Source organism: Ferruginibacter sp. (assembly GCF_028288465.1).
GTDB lineage: Bacteria > Bacteroidota > Bacteroidia > Chitinophagales > Chitinophagaceae > Ferruginibacter.
In genome coordinates this window covers 1-16,471 of sequence record NZ_JAQBNR010000047.1, presented here as the reverse complement: position 1 = coordinate 16,471, position 16,471 = coordinate 1, and the positions used below count along the sequence as shown (strand labels likewise).

Sequence of the window (16,471 nt, the reverse complement as noted above, 5' to 3'; positions counted from 1 at the left end):
TTTTATCAATGATCCCTGTTTCCATTTACCTGCTCCCCCTATCATGCATTTCCAGCGCACGCTTCCTTTTTTACTCATGATGCTGGTGTAATCCTTATTGGCTTCATAAGGTTCCAGGCAAAAGATTTCGATGACGCCACCGGTTGATTTTTGAAATAAGATCCTGGCTGGAATTACCTTGGTATTATTGAAAACAAGCAAGCTTTCAGCAGGTAAATAGTCAGCAATATTTTTATAAAGATGCTGCTGCATATTGCCGTTTTTATACACCAGTAATTTGGATGCATCTCTGTCTGCAAGCGGAAATGCGGCAATTTTTTCTTCGGGAAGCGAGTAGGTATAATCTATAATAGCAATATTTTGCGGATGCATGCGGTAGTTAGTTTTTAAGAAAGTCTTGCACTTCACTCAGCCATTTTGCATTTTCTTTTTCACATAAAGATTCATGGCCTGCATTATCGTATACAACCAACTTTTTGGGGGCAACTATGTTAGCGTAAATCAAATCCGTTTCAGCCTGTGTAACACGCGGATCCTTGCGGCCCCACTGCAGTAAAACCGGGCAGTTTATTTTTTTTACAAACTCGGCTGGTTTCATACCAAAGGCCCAGAAACCATGTTCGGTACCACCCCAAAAAGTAATGAAGGCAGCCAGCGGTTCCGGTGGTAACTGCATCATTTTTATTCTGCCTTCAGCAGCTTGTAAAATGCTGCCAAAGGGCATTTCCAGTATAATCTTGTTCGCCGGCAAATTATAGTCATTGATGGCTTTTGAAACAGCGGCTGCACCCATGGATATTCCCCATAGCACGATATTTTTCTCTCCCTTGTTTTTTATAAAATCGTAGGCAAGCTGCACATCTTCAGCTTCATAATACCCGATAGTAGTAGTGTTGCCGCCGCTGTTGCCGTGCGCCCTGAAATCCATCAGCAGCGTATTGTATCCCATTTTTCTAAACTCTTCTGATTCCAGCAAAATTCCGGCCTTGGTGCTTCCGTGGCCATGAAATAAAATAACCGTGCCTTTGGCGGTGTCCGTGGTTTTGATCCACCAGCCTTCCAGTTGTATACTGTCTTTTGTATAAAGATATATTGTCTGCGATGCTACTGTGTTTGTGATAGAATCTGGCTTTTTGGCCACATTAATCCCGAACAAAATATCTTCTGTTTTATCCCACCCTGTTTTTTGTTGCTTTACGGCAACATCTGCTGCATTATAAAAATGAGTAAACTTATAGGCGTGAAACGCAGTAATGATATTAACAAGAATAAATATTGTCAGCAATGTGCGCAGCAATATTTTAATCAGCAGTTTCATTTGCTTAGTGTTTTGGAGGTAAAAATAAGAATGTTTTGAATGGTATTTCTGTATGCGGTTTATAATGTATTTTTAGAATTCACCTTCTATTATTAAATGTTCTTTATGCAAAGCATCAAAAATGTGTTGATTTTATTATTGTTGTTTACGGGCAACACCCTCTTTTCTCAAACTGCTGGTCATGAGTGGAAACAAGCCACCAGCAACGGGTACACTTATAAATACGTAACTGGCGATCCGGCAAAGGCCAGGTTTTACAAACTCAAAAACGGACTTACCGTTATCTTAAGTCCCACCGCAAAAGACCCCAGGATACAGTGTTACATCGCCACAAAAGCAGGCAGTAAAACTGATCCCGCTGATCATACCGGGTTAGCGCATTACCTGGAGCATATGCTCTTTAAAGGCACTGATAAATTCGGTTCGCTGGATTGGGCAAAAGAAAAACCGGAATTGGATAAGATAGACGATTTGTATGAGCAGTACAATCATACAGCAGATACCGCTTTACGCAGAAGTATTTATCATAGCATTGATTCCGTTTCGGGTAAGGCTGCCAGTTTTGCTATAGCCAATGAATACGACAAAATGATGTCGTCCATGGGGGCGCAGGGCACCAATGCCTTTACCTCTTTTGAACAAACCGTTTACACAGATGATGTACCGTCCAACGCAGTTGATAAATACCTGGCAGTACAAGGCGAACGTTTTCGCAACCCCCAGTTCAGGATATTTCATACCGAACTGGAAGCAGTATACGAGGAAAAAAACCGCACTTTAGACAATGATGCCAGGAAGGTACGGGAGAAATTATTTTCCGGCTTGTTTAAGAATAACAATTACGGCAGACAGACTACCATCGGAACAATTGAACACTTAAAGAATCCATCACTGCTGGAAATCAGGAAATATTTCAACACTTATTATGTACCCAATAATATGGGCGTAATTATGTCGGGCGATTTTGACGCCGATGTCATGATTAAAAAAATTGATAAGGCTTTTGCCTATATGCAAAATAAACCTGTGCCGCCCTACAAGTTCGATCCGGAGCAGCCTATTACGGCACCCGTTACGGAAGAAGTTGTTGGACCAGATGCTGAGAGTATTTCAATTGGCTACCGTTTGCCGGGCAACAAATCGAAAGATGTGCTGCTAGCAGATTTGGTGGGGCAGATACTTACAAATGGTAAAGCGGGGTTGATGGATTTGAACCTTGTAAAAAAGCAAAAATTATTAAGGGCATCTGCATCCGCATTTACATTGATTGATTATGGCGTATTATTTATGCAGGGAACACCAACACAAGGGCAGTCGCTGGAAGATGTGAAAGCTTTGATGCTGGGAGAAATTGATAAACTTAAAAAAGGCAACTTTGATGATGGCCTCATTACATCCATCATTAACAATCAAAAGAAAATTAAAATCCTGGCAACAGAGTCTTACGATTCAAGGGCGAGCGATTTAATGGATGCATTTACTTCTGAACTGGACTGGAAAGACCAGGTAGCCTACACAGATCAATTATCTAAATTGACTAAAAAAGATATAGTAGCTTTTGCCAACAAATATTTCCAGGAAAATTATATCGTGATTTTTAAACGCAAAGGAGAAGATAAAAATATAGTAAAGGTTGATAAGCCGGCTATCACACCAGTTGAAACCAACCGGGATTCACAATCTCCTTTTGTAAAAGCCGTTAACAGCATGCCTGCCGCACCGCTGAAACCTGTTTTTCTTGATTACACAAAAGATCTGCAAAAAGGCAAACTGGGACCTGCAGAAGTGTTGTATGTTCAGAATAAAGACAATGCAATTTTCAGGATGCAGTATAGGTTTGATATGGGCACCTGGAACAATAAAAAATTGGGACTGGCAGCACAATACCTGCAATTTTTAGGAACTGGTAAGATGAGTGCGGAAGACATCACGAAAGAATTTTATAAAATTGCGTGTAGTTTTTCTGTCAGCGCGGGCGCTGAATTTACTACAGTAAGTATTGAAGGCCTGCAGGAAAATTTTACCAAAGCCGTAACGCTTTTTGAAAGCTTGCTAAAAAACTGCCAGCCGGATGAAACAGCTTTGGCAGCTTTGAAGGCCCGCATTTTAAAATCAAGATCGGATGCCAAGCTGAACAAGGGAGCCATTATGAGTGGGCTCGTTGCATACGCACGCTACGGTGCCACTAATCCATTTAATTACTCTCTGAGCGAAGCAGATTTAAAAAATACAACTTCTGCAGAACTGGTGGATATGCTGCATGATTTAAACAGTTATTCGCACAAAATTATTTATTATGGTCCGCAGTTGCTGGCTCCTTTAACTGCAGGTTTAAAGCAATTGCATGTTATACCGGTTGCATTTAAAGCAGCTCCTGAAAAAGTGAAATTTACCAATGCAACACAAACCAAAAACCAGGTGTTGTTTGCCGACTATAACATGGTTCAATCTGAAATCCGGTGGGTACGCAACACCAATACTTACAATGCCGACGAAGAACCGGTGGTTGATATTTTTAATAATTATTTTGGTGGTGGAATGGCCGCCCTGGTATTTCAAACCATTCGTGAATCAAAGGCCCTGGCTTACTCCACTTTTGCATTTTATGCGATACCAGATAAAAAGGAAGATCCTTTTTATACCCTCGCTTACGTGGGCTGCCAGGCGGATAAATTTAATGAATCAATTGTTGCCATGAATGAGTTGCTGAATGATCTGCCGAATGTGGTAGAGAACATCAAGGTGGCCAAAGCAGGCATTAAAAAAGATATTGAAACAGGCCGTATTACCCAGGATGGAATTATCTATAATTATTTAGCGGCGCAACGCAAAGGGCTCGACTATGATATCCGCAAGAAAACCTATGAGGCTGTTGATGGAATTGGATATGACGAACTGAAAAAATTTCACAGCAGTTATGTTGCCAACAAACCTTACACGTATTGCGTGGTAGCATCTGATAAAAAAGTAAGCGATGCAGATATGTCAAAATATGGCGAAGTAAAAAAACTAAGCCTGGAAGAGATATTCGGCTATTAATAAATTGAATTATTTTAGTAATGGCCGGTAGGAACACCGGCCATTACTTATTTAAAAAACGAATGTATGAAAACAGATACACCGGTATTTATCAGATTACAGCCAATAGCATTAACTGCAGAATTTCTACGCATTCTGTTGGCAAACGGATTTACAAAAGAAAAAGCAACCGCATGTGCAGAAGTTTTTACAACCAATAGCATTGACGGCGTGTATTCGCACGGTGTAAACCGATTTCCTAAATTTATTGAGTATGTAAAATCCGGCGGTGTGTTGCCAAATGCTGAACCAGTCAACGTTTCCGGCTTTGGCGGTATTGAACAATGGAATGGTAACCTGGGGCCAGGACCGCTGAATGCATTGCAGGCGACTGAAAGAGCCATGGTGCTTGCAGGCAAAAATGGCATCGGCTGTGTAGCGCTTGGCAATACCAATCACTGGATGCGGGGCGGCTTGTATGGCTGGAAAGCAGCAAAGGAGGGGTTTGTTTTTATCGGCTGGTCAAATACCATTGCCAATATGCCGGCATGGAATGCAAATGATAACAGGTTAGGCAATAACCCACTGGTGATAGCGATTCCTTATGCAGGGGAAGGGATTGTGCTTGACATGGCCATGTCGCAGTATTCTTTCGGCGCAATTGAAATGGCCTCATTAAAAAATGAACAACTGGCGGTAGCCGGAGGATACGATTTGGAAGGCAATGTTACCCATGATCCGCAGGTGATAATGCAATCAAAAAAAGGCTTGCCGATGGGATATTGGAAAGGTGCAGGATTATCTCTTTTACTTGATATGCTGGCTGCTTTGTTATCCGCAGGCAATGCGGTAAAAGACATCAGCAAACAAGCAATGGAAACCGGACTTTCGCAAATTTTTATCGCCATTGATTTAAAAGCACTGAATAATTTTAGATCCATCGATTTACTGTTGCAGCAAATCATTGCCGATTATCACCAGTCCGTGCCAGTGGAGCCGGGCAAAAAAATCATTTATCCCGGCGAGCGTGTAATGATAACCCGTAAAGAAAATCTGGAAAAAGGAATTCCTGTAGCGGAAAAAGTTTGGGAGAAAATAAAAGCTTTATAAAATTGCTGATCTTGTTTTAAAATTAATATCCGGCTTTACAAATAGGCATGTGGTTCTTTACAGAATCCCGCAAATTAAAATCCATCCAATATTTCGGGAATACCTCTGGAAGTGTCCATCGTGTTTTCGTTTTTTGCTTCTTCGTGTAAATAATCTTTTCTTTTTAATTCAAAGTTTTTACCGAGGTATAATCTTCTTACCTGCTCATCACCGGCCAGTTCTTCAGCGGTACCGTGTTTAAATATTTTACCATCAATCAGCAGGTAAGCCCTGTCGCAAATAGAAAGCGTTTCGTTTACGTTATGATCTGTAATCAGGATGCCAATATTCCTGAATTTTAAGCGGGCAACTATGGTTTGTATATCTTCTACGGCAATAGGGTCAACGCCTGCAAACGGTTCATCCAGTAAAATAAATTTAGGGTCAACCGCCAGCGCCCTTGCTATTTCAGTCCTTCTTCTTTCGCCGCCACTTAACGTATCACCATTGTTTTTTCTTACCAGCTGCAAACGAAATTCATCCAGCAGTGATTCCAGTTTGTCCCGTTGTTCCAGCTTGGTAAGCTTCGTCATTTCCAGCACAGCTTTCAGGTTGTCTTCTACACTTAACTTTCTGAAAATGCTTGCTTCCTGCGGCAAATAGCCAATACCCATCTTGGCCCTTTTATACATGGGCAGTTTTGTTATGTTGATGTCGTTTAAAAAAACTTCCCCTTCATCCGGTTTAATCAATCCCACCACCTGGTAAAACGATGTGGTTTTACCTGCCCCGTTAGGGCCCAGCAAGCCAACAATTTCACCTTGTTGTACATTGAAGCTTACATTGTCAACAACCGTACGGCTGCCATAAATCTTTACCAGGTTTTTAGTGTAAATAGTTAAACTCAAAATGATCGATTTGCCACAAAAATAATGTAAACCGCTATAAGGGCTACAGGTCATTTATATTTAACAGCAGTTTGTGCTTTATTGCTACTTAACTATGTTTGCAGATATTTTGAGATCATGAAAATTACAGAACACATTGAACAGGCTACCAAAACGCTTGTGTCTTTCGAAATTTTACCGCCGTTAAAGGGTAAAACCATCCAGTCCATCTACAATCACTTAGATCCTTTAATGGAGTTTAAGCCATCGTTTATAAATGTTACCTATCACCGCAGCGAAACTATGTTTAAGAAAAAGGCTGACGGTACCTTTGAAAAGGTAGAAGTGCGCAAGCGGCCTGGTACAGTAGCTATTTGTGCGGCATTAAAAAATCATTATAATATTGATACCGTACCGCATTTAATTTGCGGCGGGTTTAGTAAAAGAGATACTGAAGATGCACTGATTGATCTTAACTTTTTAGGTATTGATAATGTATTGGTGTTAAGAGGCGATGCGGCTAAAAATGAAGCCAATTTTGAACCAGAACCCGATGGAAATGCTTATGCAGTGGACCTTTTAAGGCAGGTTGTCAATTTAAAAAACGGCATTTACCAGGAAGAAGACATCAAAAATGGTGGCAAGCCTGATTTTTGTATCGGCACCGCAGGGTATCCGGAAAAACACTTTGAGGCACCTAATTTAGAAACCGACCTGATGCATTTAAAAGAAAAAGTTGATGCCGGCGCGGACTATATTATGACGCAGATGTTTTTTAATAACCAGAAATTTTTTGATTTTGTGCAGAATTGCAGGGATATGGGCATTCATGTACCTATCATACCAGGTCTTAAACCCATTACCAATAAAAAGCAGCTGACTATTTTACCAAAAGTATTTCACGTAGATATACCAACCGTATTATCCAATGCCATTACAGCGGCCAAAACGGATGAAGAGGTTGAAAAGATCGGTACTGAATGGCTTATACAGCAATCGAAAGAACTAAAGCAATCTGGTGTACCGGTGTTACATTATTATACATTAGGCAAGCCGAAGGTGATTTATAATGTAGTGAAAGAATTAGTATAGCAGCGATCGGGCGTTTCTGATGCATGTTATTCATTGATAAACTTAAATGCTATTTGTACAATTATTGATGATTTTCAACAGTTAATTTAAAATGTTAAACAGTTTTTAAACATCCTATATTATATTTGTCATTCACGCAAGCTTCGTAGATATATATGTTCAATCTTATACTATTTGGTCCTCCCGGAAGTGGAAAGGGTACTCAAAGTGAAAAACTAATTGCCAGGTACGGTTTAAAACATCTCAGCACAGGAGATTTATTGAGGGGAGAAATAAGCCAGCAAACACCACTTGGTATGGAAGCCAAAAAAATAATGGATAAAGGCCAGCTGGTGCCGGATGAAGTAGTAATAGGAATGATCAGTTCTGCGCTCGACAATAACCCGCAGTCAAAAGGATTTTTATTTGATGGGTTTCCCCGCACCGACAAACAGGCAGAAGCGCTCGACAAATTGCTGGATCTTAAAAAGACGTCGATTGCAGTGATGCTGGCGCTTGAAGTTAGTGAAGAAGAATTGGTAAAACGCCTTGTAAAAAGAGGAGAGACAAGTGGAAGAAGTGACGATAATAACGAAACGGTAATAAGGGCAAGAATTGCTGAATACAACAGTAAAACCGCTGCTGTGGCTGATTATTACAGGAGATTTAATAAAGTAGTATTGATAAAAGGAGAAGGAGGAGTAGAACACATTTTTGAAGTATTGTGTACTGAAATTGATTCGAGGTTAGACTGATTACAGATAGTTGCATCAGAACATCTATTTTGATGATATTAAAAAACGCAAGCTCTATGGCTTGCGTTTTTTTTGTTATCCTGAATGGAATAAATCATCTAAAAAGCAATAACAGCTTTCAATGACTGCTTCCTTTTGTAATGCAGTCAGCTTTTTCTATTACCATGGTTTTGTTTCTTCCATATTCAAGACTGTTATTTATTATTTGAATTTACATTATCCAAACCGCTTTTGGTTGTAGATTTATATCCGAAACGATTGATACCATCATTACAGCCGGGCAATTATATCAGCATATTTGTTTGCCAGTGTCACCACAATCTCCTGCGAAATAGCTGCCGTAAGTGCAATGAAGACATAATTGTGATTGGCAACAATATTGATGATAATCAGTAGTTAAAACTGACAACCTAAAAAATAAAATCCATGTTACAGGAACTAAAAGAAGGGTATGTACAAACAGAAACCCACCAGGGCATTACAACAATTGAATTTTTTCATCCCAAAGGCAATTCTTTACCCAATAAAAATGTAGAAGCCCTGGCGAAAGAAATTCATTTTGCAGGATCGCATGCTGAAACAAAAGTGATTATTTTAAAAAGTGGTGGGGATAAATCTTTTTGTGCGGGGGCAAGTTTTGATGAACTGGCCGACATGAAAACAGAAGCTGAAGCAACCCAGTTTTTCATGGGCTTTGCAAACGTAATTAACGCCATTCGAAAAAGCAGCAAATTTGTAATTGGCCGCATACATGGAAAATGTGTGGGCGGGGGCGTAGGAATAACCGCAGCGGTGGATTACGCCATTGCTACCGCACATGCAGACATAAAATTAAGTGAGCTGGAAATGGGCATAGGACCTTTTGTAATAGGTCCTGCAGTTGAGCGTAAAATCGGAACAGCCGCATTCAGCGCCCTTTCCATAGATGCCACCATGTGGCGTAACAGTGACTGGGCAAAAAGAAAAGGCATGTTTGCAGAAGTGCATGAAACTGTAGAAAATATGGATGAATCTATTTTCCGGCTTGCCAATCACCTTTCGCATAATAGCCCGGACGCCATGGCGGAAATGAAAAAAATGTTATGGCACGGAACGGAACACTGGGATGAGCTGTTAAGAGAAAGGGCCGCCATTAGTGGTAAACTGGCCCTGGGATCTTTTACCAAAAAAGCCATCGAAAAATTCAGAGCAAAAGTGTAGACTTGCTTTGTTCCCGTACTTTTTTCAGGAAATGGAAATATCAATTGTTTAATTTTTACAATCATAAATCAGCCCTGGTAAGCCAGGGCTGATTGCTTTTTTATTGCCTTTGTATAATGGAATCTTTTTCAGAAAAGAATTTTATAGCGCTTTGTGATCAGCTGGCGTCACTTGATCAGGACCTGAACCTGGTTATTCAGCAACATGGTTATCCGCCGTTATGGACAAGGGCTGCCAGTTTTGAAACGCTTATACACATCATTTTAGAACAACAGGTTTCGCTGGCAAGCGCATTGGCGGCATTAAAAAAAATTAAAGAAAAAATTGTTGATATAACACCGGAGAATCTGCTGGCATTATCAGATGCGGAACTAAAAGCCTGTTATTTCAGCAGGCAAAAAATTGTGTATTGCCGGCACCTGGCAAGTGAATTCATAAGGGGTGAACTTAACCTGGATCAGTTGCAATCGCTCAGCAATGATGCAGTAAAATCAATACTAACAAAGATAAAAGGGATTGGAAACTGGAGTACCGATGTTTACCTGATGATGGTGTTGCACCGCTGCGATATATTTCCATTAGGTGATATCGCCTTACTGACAAGTGTAAAAGAAGTAAAGAATTTATCAACGGAAACAGGCAAAGAGTCCATTGCATTGATTGCAGAAAAATGGAAGCCTTATCAATCAATTGCCGCTTATATTTTATGGCATGCCTATCTCTGTAAAAGAAACCGGCAAGGTTAACATTACTGCCGCTTTAACTTTTAAAGATCATTGTATTTGTAAAGCGGATCAATTTCAGCATTTGCTTTCATTTCAAAAACAGGGTTAATCAATCCATCTTTTAATCCATATACCCAACCATGTAAATCCGGGCTGTTGCGCTCCTTCCAGGCTTTTTGAATAATGGATGTTTTCGCTAAACGCTGCACCTGTTCAATCACACTTAATTCTGTAAGCCTGTCTGTACGCAAATTTTCATCTGCTATATCGTTCAGTTCTTCCTTGTTGTGCCGGTAAACGTCTTTTATATTTCGCAGCCACATATTTAATACCTGGCTATAATTATTATTGCTCATAGCAGCTTTTACACCTCCGCAACCATAATGCCCGCAAACAATAACATGTTTTACTTTTAAATGCACCACAGCGAAATCCAGTACGCTTAATAAGTTGACATCGGTATGTATAACCAGGTTGGCAATATTGCGATGCACAAAAATTTCACCCGGTTGTGTACCAGTGATTTCATTTGCCGGCACCCTGCTGTCGCTGCAGCCAATCCATAAAAACTCGGGTGTTTGCAGTTCAGACAGTCGTTTAAAAAAATCGGGATCAACAGCCACTTTTCCTTTTGCCCACGCTTTATTTTCATTCAATAATACTTCGTATGTTTTCATGTTAATGCCTTTACACAAAAATAGCAGTTAATCATTTTAAAAATGCAGCGGAGTGTAGTATGGTTTTCGGGATGCGAAAATTTATATAGTAAACGGGTAAAAACTGATGTGATAAACAAATAAAGCAAGAACAGATAGATGACGATGTAAACGCAAAAAATGTTAGAAACATAGTATCAGCCAGCATTTCAGAATATACTATTGTTGTTCCTAATCACGCAACAAAAATTTACCTCAAACGTTAAAATATGCAGCCCATAGAAAAACGGTTTGGTTGCAACAGACTAAATTGCTAATTTGCGGCTGATAAAATGAAGAGTAAAAAGTCATATACACTATTTAAAAAAGCGACCGCCATCTTTTTGATGATGACATTGCTATGGCTTACGGTAAGTACTCCATTTGTTTTATCTGTTCAGCAAAAACTTGCCAAACAACAAAAAGCTTTTTCGGTTACTCCTTCCGCAAACGATGACCAGAATGAAACCGGCGATGAAGATGGGAGCAATTCTGTAGAAGAAAAAGCGCCTGTCAGCAGTAATTTATCAGAAGAGTTTTTGCATGCACATCATGCTACTCATATTTTCTTCACCGTTGTTTCCCTGTACCATAAGCTCGAAAATGCCGGTACCTACATCGCCTTTCATGGCGAACTCCTCGTTCCTCCACCTAATGTGGCCTAATTCCATTTGAATTCTGATTAACTGAGCCAGGCTTATTACTGGCTGTTCCTGATTATTTATTTTAACCAATTATTCATTGTGGTACTGTTACTGTTTTGCGGTAGCTGCCACCTAATATTTATATACATGAGAAAGCATTCACAAGAATTCTTAGACAATCTTACGCCCAGCCAGGCTTACGAATTATTGCTGGAAGGCAATGAAAGATTTATCGGTAATCTTAACAATGATCACGACCACCTGGAGCTGATCAATCAAACCAGGGAAGGCCAGTACCCGTTCGCAGTAATATTAAGCTGCATGGACTCCCGTACATCCGTAGAGTTAATATTTGACCAGGGGCTCGGAGATCTTTTTAGCATAAGGGTGGCAGGCAATATCGTAAATAATGATATACTGGCCAGTATTGAATATGCTGTAAAATATGTAGGTTCAAAAGTATTGATGGTGCTGGGGCATACGGAATGCGGTGCTATTAAAAGTGCAAAGCAAAACGTAACAGACGGCCATATTACCGGCCTGTTAAAAAGAATCCAACCTTCCATCAGCAAATCGCTGTTATATGACGATAGTTATTTGTTCAGCGATAAAGTGGCTTATGCCAATGTAGAAAACAGCCTGGAAGAAATACTGAACCAAAGTGAGATTGTAAAAGACATGTTTAAAAAGGGAGAGATTGGCCTTATCGGCGGCGTGTACAATGTAGACAATGGCAAAGTTGATTTCTTTAAAAATCTTACTAAAAAACAACAGGAAGAAAAACTATTTGCTCACGTTTAAAACTGATTACATCAAATGCAACTCAATACAAAAAATTTCAAAACAGATTTGCCATCCGGGTTGGTGGTATTCCTGGTGGCGTTGCCGCTGTGCCTGGGTATTGCACTGGCATCGGGGGCTCCATTTTTTAGTGGTATTATTTCGGGTATTACAGGCGGTATTGTGATAGGCCTTTTGAGCAACTCCCAGTTAAGTGTAAGCGGACCGGCCGCAGGCCTGGCGGCGCTGGTATTGGGTGCCATTACAACCATCGGCGATTTCAGGCTTTTTTTATGTGCCGTATTAATCGCAGGCATTTTGCAGGTGCTGATGGGCATTGGAAAAATGGGGGGTATTGCCAATTATATTCCTTCCAGTGTTATTAAAGGCATGCTTACCAGCATCGGGATATTAATTGTCGCCAAGCAGATACCTCATGCTTTTGGATACGATAAAGACGAAAAGGGAAATATCACCGAGTTGTTGCCCTACGGAAGTGAAAACATGCATGAGTTTTTACAGCCTTTGCAACATATTGAAATGGGAGTAACACTTATCTGCATCATTTCTATCGTCATCATGTTGTTGTGGGAGAAACCAGCCATCAAAAAAAGACTGCCTTTTATACCCGGTGCACTGGTTGCGGTAATTGCTGCTATTTTAATTAACCAATTATGGATTAGCACAGGCAGCATACTCGCTGTACAAAATGAGCACCTGGTGCAAATAAAAGCAGCGTCAACACCAGCAGAGTTTCTAGGTTTTTTTACCTTCCCGGATTTTTCCGGCTTTGTTGACAGCAAGATTATTGTGTATGGTTTTGCTATTGCCATCATTGCATCACTGGAGACGTTGCTAAGCATTGAAGCAATCGACAACCTGGACCCGGAGCGGCGTGTAACCAATACCAACCGGGAGCTGGTTGCGCAGGGAATCGGTAACGCTGTGGCGGGATTAATCGGCGGTCTGCCCATTACCAGTGTAATTGTGAGAAGCAGCGCCAATGTGAATGCCGGAGCAAAAAGCAAGTTGTCTGCTGTTTTTCATGGTTTGCTTTTGCTGGTAAGTGTTATTTTAATCCCTTCTCTGTTGAATAAAATTCCTTTGTCGGCCCTGGCGGCAATTTTATTACTCACTGGCTATAAATTGGCTAAGCCTGCAGTGTTTACGCAAACCGTTAAAAACGGCAGGTTTCAATACATTCCTTTTTTTGTAACGGTTATTGTAATTATTGCCATCGATTTGTTTGGGGTAGTGCCGGCCGTAAGCGGAAAAGGGTTACTGATAGGTGTAATAGCCGGAATAGTTGCAGCCTTTGGCGCCATCCTGCATGGCAATCTTAAAAATTCCTACTTTTTTCATAAAGAAAAGCACCATGAAGGTGACCTGATAAAAATTCATTTGTCAGAGGAAGTATCGTTTTTAAATAAAGCAGCCATCAGGGAAACGCTTGATCAGCTACCAAAAAACGCAACGGTAACCATTGACGCAAGTAATACCACCTATATAGATTTTGATGTGCTGGAACTGATAAAAGAATTCAGGGACATCAAAGCACCAATAAAAAACATTAACAGCAAGCTGGTTGGTTTTAAAGAAAAATACCAGATAGAAAATGAACTCAATGTGCAGTCTGTTCACTAAAGGCAAAAATAAAAAGAGGCTGTATCGTGGTTTTGATATAGCCTCTTCATTTCTGGTAGCTTAAATATTCAACCCACCACATGCGCTGATAGTTTGCCCTGTAATATAGCTGCTTAACTCACTTGCCAAAAACAAGGTGACGTTGGCAATATCTTCGGTGGTAGCAAAACGGCCCAAAGGAATACTTGCTTTATATTTATCAGCAGCGGCGCCATCCTGTAAATAACTCGTCATGTCGGTTTCAACAAAACCCGGTGCAATGGCATTGCAGCGGATATTGCGGCTGCCCAATTCTTTGGCAATGCTTTTTGTAAAGCCAATAACACCGGCTTTGCTGGCGGCATAGCTGCTTTGACCGGCGTTACCCATTTCGCCAATCACGCTGCTCATATTAATAATGCTGCCGCTCTTTGCTTTCATCATCGGGCGTATCACCTGCTTGGTCATGTTGAAAACACTTTTCAGGTTAGTCTGCATCACATCATCCCATTGGTCCGGCGTCATGCGCAGTAACAAATTATCTTTTGATATACCGGCATTGTTTACGCAAATATCTATTTGTCCAAATTCTTTCAAAACATCATTTACAAAAATTTCGCAGGCTGCATAGTCACCAGCATTGGTTTGGTAAGCTTTTGCTTTTACACCCAAAGCTACCAGTTTTGCTTCCAGTGATTTCGCTCTTTCCGTGCTGCTATCGCTTACATAGGTAAATGCTACAGACGCACCCTGTTCTGCAAACTTAATTGCAATGCCCTCGCCAATACCGCGTGCTGCGCCGGTAATGATCGCTACTTTTCCCGCTAATAATTTCATATAAATCTTTTAAGTTGGCAACAAAAGTAAATAAATCAATCATTACAACCTTAACCACACTGAAATTGCAGAGGCAGTGAATTATTCAACCAAGCTTTAACCTGAGGACATAACGTCTTCAACATCTCATAATAATCTGAATGAACCTAATAGCGATGTTAAACGTAGCCAACTAAGCCTGTACAAAAAATAAAACCAGCATTCTGCTAAACTAAAAATATTTTTGCTCATCAATACTCCATCTGCAACATGCATTTAAAAAACAGAACTACTATTATCTTGATACTTGGCTTCCTGTCGGCCATTGCACCTTTTTCAATTGACATGTACCTGCCGGGTTTCCCGGCCATTGCAAAGGACCTGCACACTTCCATCGAAAATGTAGCCTATTCGTTGTCCAGTTTTTTTATTGGAGTCTGTATCGGCCAAGTGTTGTGCGGACCGTTGCTTGACCGTTACGGAAGAAAAATGCCTTTATATACCGGGATGATTTTGTATATCCTGGCTACAATCGGCTGTGTATTTACCACATCGGTAGAAGTATTGATTGCATTGCGTTTTTTGCAGGCAATTGGCGGCTGTGTCAGCATGGTAGCGCCCAGGGCCATTATCAGGGATTTGTTCCCGGTGGAAGAAAGCGCAAAAATATTTTCTTACATGATTTTAATTTTGGGCGTATCACCCATTATTGCACCTACAGCCGGAAGTTATATCATCACCCATTTTGGCTGGCATGCGATTTTTATCATCTTAACTATTTTGGCTGTGCTGCTTGTTGCGGCCATTGCGATGGGCCTGCCGGAAAGCAAACAGCCAGATCCGACTTATTCGCTTAAGCCACAAGTAATTCTTTCAAGCTTTCGCATTGTACTATGGCAGCCGCAATTTTTTATATACGCAGTTACGGGTGCTATTTCTTCTGCCGGCTTATTTGCTTACCTGGCCGGTTCACCTTATGTATTTATGAAATTTTTTGGCACAACTGAACAGCAATACGGTGGTATTTTTGCTTTAATTGCTACCGGATTAATTACCTGCAGCCAGCTCAATAACCGTCTGTTAAAAAATACAGTAGTCAGTCTATTGTAAAAATTACGCTTGGTATACAAACCATTGCCGGGATATTGCTTTTTGTAGCAGCGACTTTTAATTGGTTGAATGTGTACAGTACCATTGTATTAATTTTTGTATACCTCAGCTGCCAGGGATTCAATTTCCCCAACGCTTCCGCCTTATCGATGGCGCCCTTTTCAAAACATGCGGGCAGTGCATCGGCATTAATGGGCGCCATACAAATGGGTATGGGTGCATTGGCATCTGCCGCTGTGGGAATGTTTACACCACACAATGTAATGCCGCTGGCAGGTGTGATGGCCTTCTGTGTTGCAAGTGCATGGTTGCTGCTTTTTTTCAGCACCCGAAAAGTAGCTTTTACTGTAAAGGCAGAAGATGTAGAGGAACAGACTTTGGATATGATTGAAAAGTATTAGGGGCGTTTTGTAACAACCTTTTCATAAACAATTATTTACTAAACCATACAAGCACTAAATCATCCCGCCGATGTTTTTTTGCGTAATATTCATTTTATGCTGCATTTTATAAAGAGAAGTTTACCAAACAGAAGTATTATTGGCAGTCTTTGCCTGTTATTATTTTTTACATGTAGCAACAAAAATGGGTTCAGTCAGCAACAAAAAAAAATGAATAGTATTTATGGAGGCTATATTTCTGAAGTGCCGGAGCCATCTATCAATTACGATCATGTTTTCAGCTATGGAAGGGTGTTTACCAAAAGCTACCGCATTGGTTTATCTGTTTATAATAATTAC

16 protein-coding genes are annotated in these 16,471 nt (G+C 40.5%); 11 read left to right on the top strand and 5 right to left on the bottom strand.

Annotated features, from left to right (window positions below; translation table 11 throughout):
• Together JWR61_RS18115 and JWR61_RS18110 are read right to left on the bottom strand one after the other, a co-directional pair.
• A partial coding sequence (locus tag JWR61_RS18115) for an S-adenosylmethionine:tRNA ribosyltransferase-isomerase (RefSeq protein ID WP_301929152.1) occupies positions 1 to 372 on the bottom strand: 372 nt, incomplete at its 3' end.
• 7 nt (positions 373 to 379) lie between these two features.
• Positions 380 to 1,318, bottom strand: coding sequence for an alpha/beta hydrolase (locus JWR61_RS18110; protein ID WP_301929151.1), 939 nt, complete (start codon positions 1,316 to 1,318; stop codon positions 380 to 382).
• 105 nt (positions 1,319 to 1,423) lie between these two features.
• Between JWR61_RS18110 and JWR61_RS18105 the strand changes: the two genes are divergently transcribed.
• Together JWR61_RS18105 and yiaK are read left to right on the top strand one after the other, a co-directional pair.
• Complete coding sequence (locus tag JWR61_RS18105) at positions 1,424 to 4,357, top strand: pitrilysin family protein (RefSeq protein ID WP_301929150.1); 2,934 nt, start codon at positions 1,424 to 1,426, stop codon at positions 4,355 to 4,357.
• Between the two features lie 66 nt (positions 4,358 to 4,423).
• Positions 4,424 to 5,446: a 3-dehydro-L-gulonate 2-dehydrogenase gene (gene yiaK / locus JWR61_RS18100; protein WP_301929149.1), complete on the top strand. Its 1,023-nt coding sequence runs from the start codon at positions 4,424 to 4,426 to the stop codon at positions 5,444 to 5,446.
• A 74-nt stretch (positions 5,447 to 5,520) separates the two neighbouring features.
• On the opposite strand, the gene lptB is transcribed toward yiaK, so the two are convergent.
• Positions 5,521 to 6,333 carry an LPS export ABC transporter ATP-binding protein gene (gene lptB / locus JWR61_RS18095; protein WP_301929148.1) on the bottom strand — a complete coding sequence of 271 codons (813 nt, stop codon included), beginning with the start codon at positions 6,331 to 6,333 and terminating at the stop codon, positions 5,521 to 5,523.
• 117 nt (positions 6,334 to 6,450) lie between these two features.
• On the opposite strand from lptB, the gene metF reads away from it, so the two are divergent.
• The 4 genes from metF to JWR61_RS18075 all read left to right on the top strand — a co-directional run bounded on the left by metF (position 6,451) and on the right by JWR61_RS18075 (position 10,084).
• The gene (metF, locus tag JWR61_RS18090) at positions 6,451 to 7,404 is read left to right on the top strand and encodes a methylenetetrahydrofolate reductase [NAD(P)H] (RefSeq protein WP_301929147.1); all 954 of its coding nucleotides are present in this window, start codon (positions 6,451 to 6,453) and stop codon (positions 7,402 to 7,404) included.
• 155 nt (positions 7,405 to 7,559) lie between these two features.
• Complete coding sequence (locus tag JWR61_RS18085; RefSeq protein WP_290339699.1) at positions 7,560 to 8,138, top strand: adenylate kinase; 579 nt, start codon at positions 7,560 to 7,562, stop codon at positions 8,136 to 8,138.
• A 426-nt stretch (positions 8,139 to 8,564) separates the two neighbouring features.
• Positions 8,565 to 9,338, top strand: coding sequence for an enoyl-CoA hydratase/isomerase family protein (locus JWR61_RS18080; protein WP_301929146.1), 774 nt, complete (start codon positions 8,565 to 8,567; stop codon positions 9,336 to 9,338).
• Positions 9,339 to 9,454: 116 nt separating this feature from the next.
• Positions 9,455 to 10,084, top strand: a complete 630-nt coding sequence (locus JWR61_RS18075; RefSeq protein WP_301929145.1) for a DNA-3-methyladenine glycosylase — start codon at positions 9,455 to 9,457, stop codon at positions 10,082 to 10,084.
• Positions 10,085 to 10,104: 20 nt separating this feature from the next.
• Here JWR61_RS18075 and JWR61_RS18070 read toward each other — a convergent pair whose 3' ends face one another.
• Positions 10,105 to 10,740 (bottom strand): carbonic anhydrase, encoded by a 636-nt coding sequence (locus tag JWR61_RS18070; RefSeq protein WP_290339702.1) that lies wholly within the window; start codon positions 10,738 to 10,740, stop codon positions 10,105 to 10,107.
• Between the two features lie 311 nt (positions 10,741 to 11,051).
• On the opposite strand from JWR61_RS18070, the gene JWR61_RS18065 reads away from it, so the two are divergent.
• The 3 genes from JWR61_RS18065 to JWR61_RS18055 all read left to right on the top strand — a co-directional run bounded on the left by JWR61_RS18065 (position 11,052) and on the right by JWR61_RS18055 (position 13,826).
• On the top strand, positions 11,052 to 11,423 hold the full coding sequence (locus tag JWR61_RS18065; RefSeq protein ID WP_301929144.1) for a hypothetical protein: 372 nt from the start codon (positions 11,052 to 11,054) through the stop codon (positions 11,421 to 11,423).
• A 126-nt stretch (positions 11,424 to 11,549) separates the two neighbouring features.
• Positions 11,550 to 12,203 carry a carbonic anhydrase gene (locus JWR61_RS18060; RefSeq protein ID WP_290339704.1) on the top strand — a complete coding sequence of 218 codons (654 nt, stop codon included), beginning with the start codon at positions 11,550 to 11,552 and terminating at the stop codon, positions 12,201 to 12,203.
• Between the two features lie 15 nt (positions 12,204 to 12,218).
• Positions 12,219 to 13,826, top strand: a complete 1,608-nt coding sequence (locus JWR61_RS18055; protein ID WP_301929143.1) for a SulP family inorganic anion transporter — start codon at positions 12,219 to 12,221, stop codon at positions 13,824 to 13,826.
• 60 nt (positions 13,827 to 13,886) lie between these two features.
• Here JWR61_RS18055 and fabG read toward each other — a convergent pair whose 3' ends face one another.
• The gene (fabG, locus tag JWR61_RS18050; RefSeq protein WP_301929142.1) at positions 13,887 to 14,642 is read right to left on the bottom strand and encodes a 3-oxoacyl-[acyl-carrier-protein] reductase; all 756 of its coding nucleotides are present in this window, start codon (positions 14,640 to 14,642) and stop codon (positions 13,887 to 13,889) included.
• Between the two features lie 249 nt (positions 14,643 to 14,891).
• Here fabG and JWR61_RS18045 point away from each other — a divergent pair, with 249 nt between their 5' ends.
• Both JWR61_RS18045 and JWR61_RS18040 read left to right on the top strand, forming a co-directional pair.
• Entirely contained in the window at positions 14,892 to 15,731 is an 840-nt protein-coding gene (locus tag JWR61_RS18045) for a multidrug effflux MFS transporter (protein ID WP_301929141.1), read from the top strand.
• 71 nt (positions 15,732 to 15,802) lie between these two features.
• On the top strand, positions 15,803 to 16,132 hold the full coding sequence (locus JWR61_RS18040) for a hypothetical protein (protein WP_301929140.1): 330 nt from the start codon (positions 15,803 to 15,805) through the stop codon (positions 16,130 to 16,132).
• Positions 16,133 to 16,471 lie beyond the last annotated feature (339 nt).

What these genes read in the sequence shown, in the direction of transcription:
- JWR61_RS18065 (WP_301929144.1), top strand. Translation starts at nt 11,052, where the DNA reads ATGAAGAGTAAAAAGTCATATACACTATTTAAAAAAGCGACCGCCATC.
- JWR61_RS18045 (WP_301929141.1), top strand. Translation starts at nt 14,892, where the DNA reads ATGCATTTAAAAAACAGAACTACTATTATCTTGATACTTGGCTTCCTG.
- JWR61_RS18075 (WP_301929145.1), top strand. Translation starts at nt 9,455, where the DNA reads ATGGAATCTTTTTCAGAAAAGAATTTTATAGCGCTTTGTGATCAGCTG.
- fabG (WP_301929142.1), bottom strand. Translation starts at nt 14,642, where the DNA reads ATGAAATTATTAGCGGGAAAAGTAGCGATCATTACCGGCGCAGCACGC.
- JWR61_RS18070 (WP_290339702.1), bottom strand. Translation starts at nt 10,740, where the DNA reads ATGAAAACATACGAAGTATTATTGAATGAAAATAAAGCGTGGGCAAAA.
- JWR61_RS18055 (WP_301929143.1), top strand. Translation starts at nt 12,219, where the DNA reads ATGCAACTCAATACAAAAAATTTCAAAACAGATTTGCCATCCGGGTTG.
- JWR61_RS18105 (WP_301929150.1), top strand. Translation starts at nt 1,424, where the DNA reads ATGCAAAGCATCAAAAATGTGTTGATTTTATTATTGTTGTTTACGGGC.
- yiaK (WP_301929149.1), top strand. Translation starts at nt 4,424, where the DNA reads ATGAAAACAGATACACCGGTATTTATCAGATTACAGCCAATAGCATTA.
- JWR61_RS18080 (WP_301929146.1), top strand. Translation starts at nt 8,565, where the DNA reads ATGTTACAGGAACTAAAAGAAGGGTATGTACAAACAGAAACCCACCAG.
- JWR61_RS18060 (WP_290339704.1), top strand. Translation starts at nt 11,550, where the DNA reads ATGAGAAAGCATTCACAAGAATTCTTAGACAATCTTACGCCCAGCCAG.
- metF (WP_301929147.1), top strand. Translation starts at nt 6,451, where the DNA reads ATGAAAATTACAGAACACATTGAACAGGCTACCAAAACGCTTGTGTCT.
- JWR61_RS18085 (WP_290339699.1), top strand. Translation starts at nt 7,560, where the DNA reads ATGTTCAATCTTATACTATTTGGTCCTCCCGGAAGTGGAAAGGGTACT.
- JWR61_RS18110 (WP_301929151.1), bottom strand. Translation starts at nt 1,318, where the DNA reads ATGAAACTGCTGATTAAAATATTGCTGCGCACATTGCTGACAATATTT.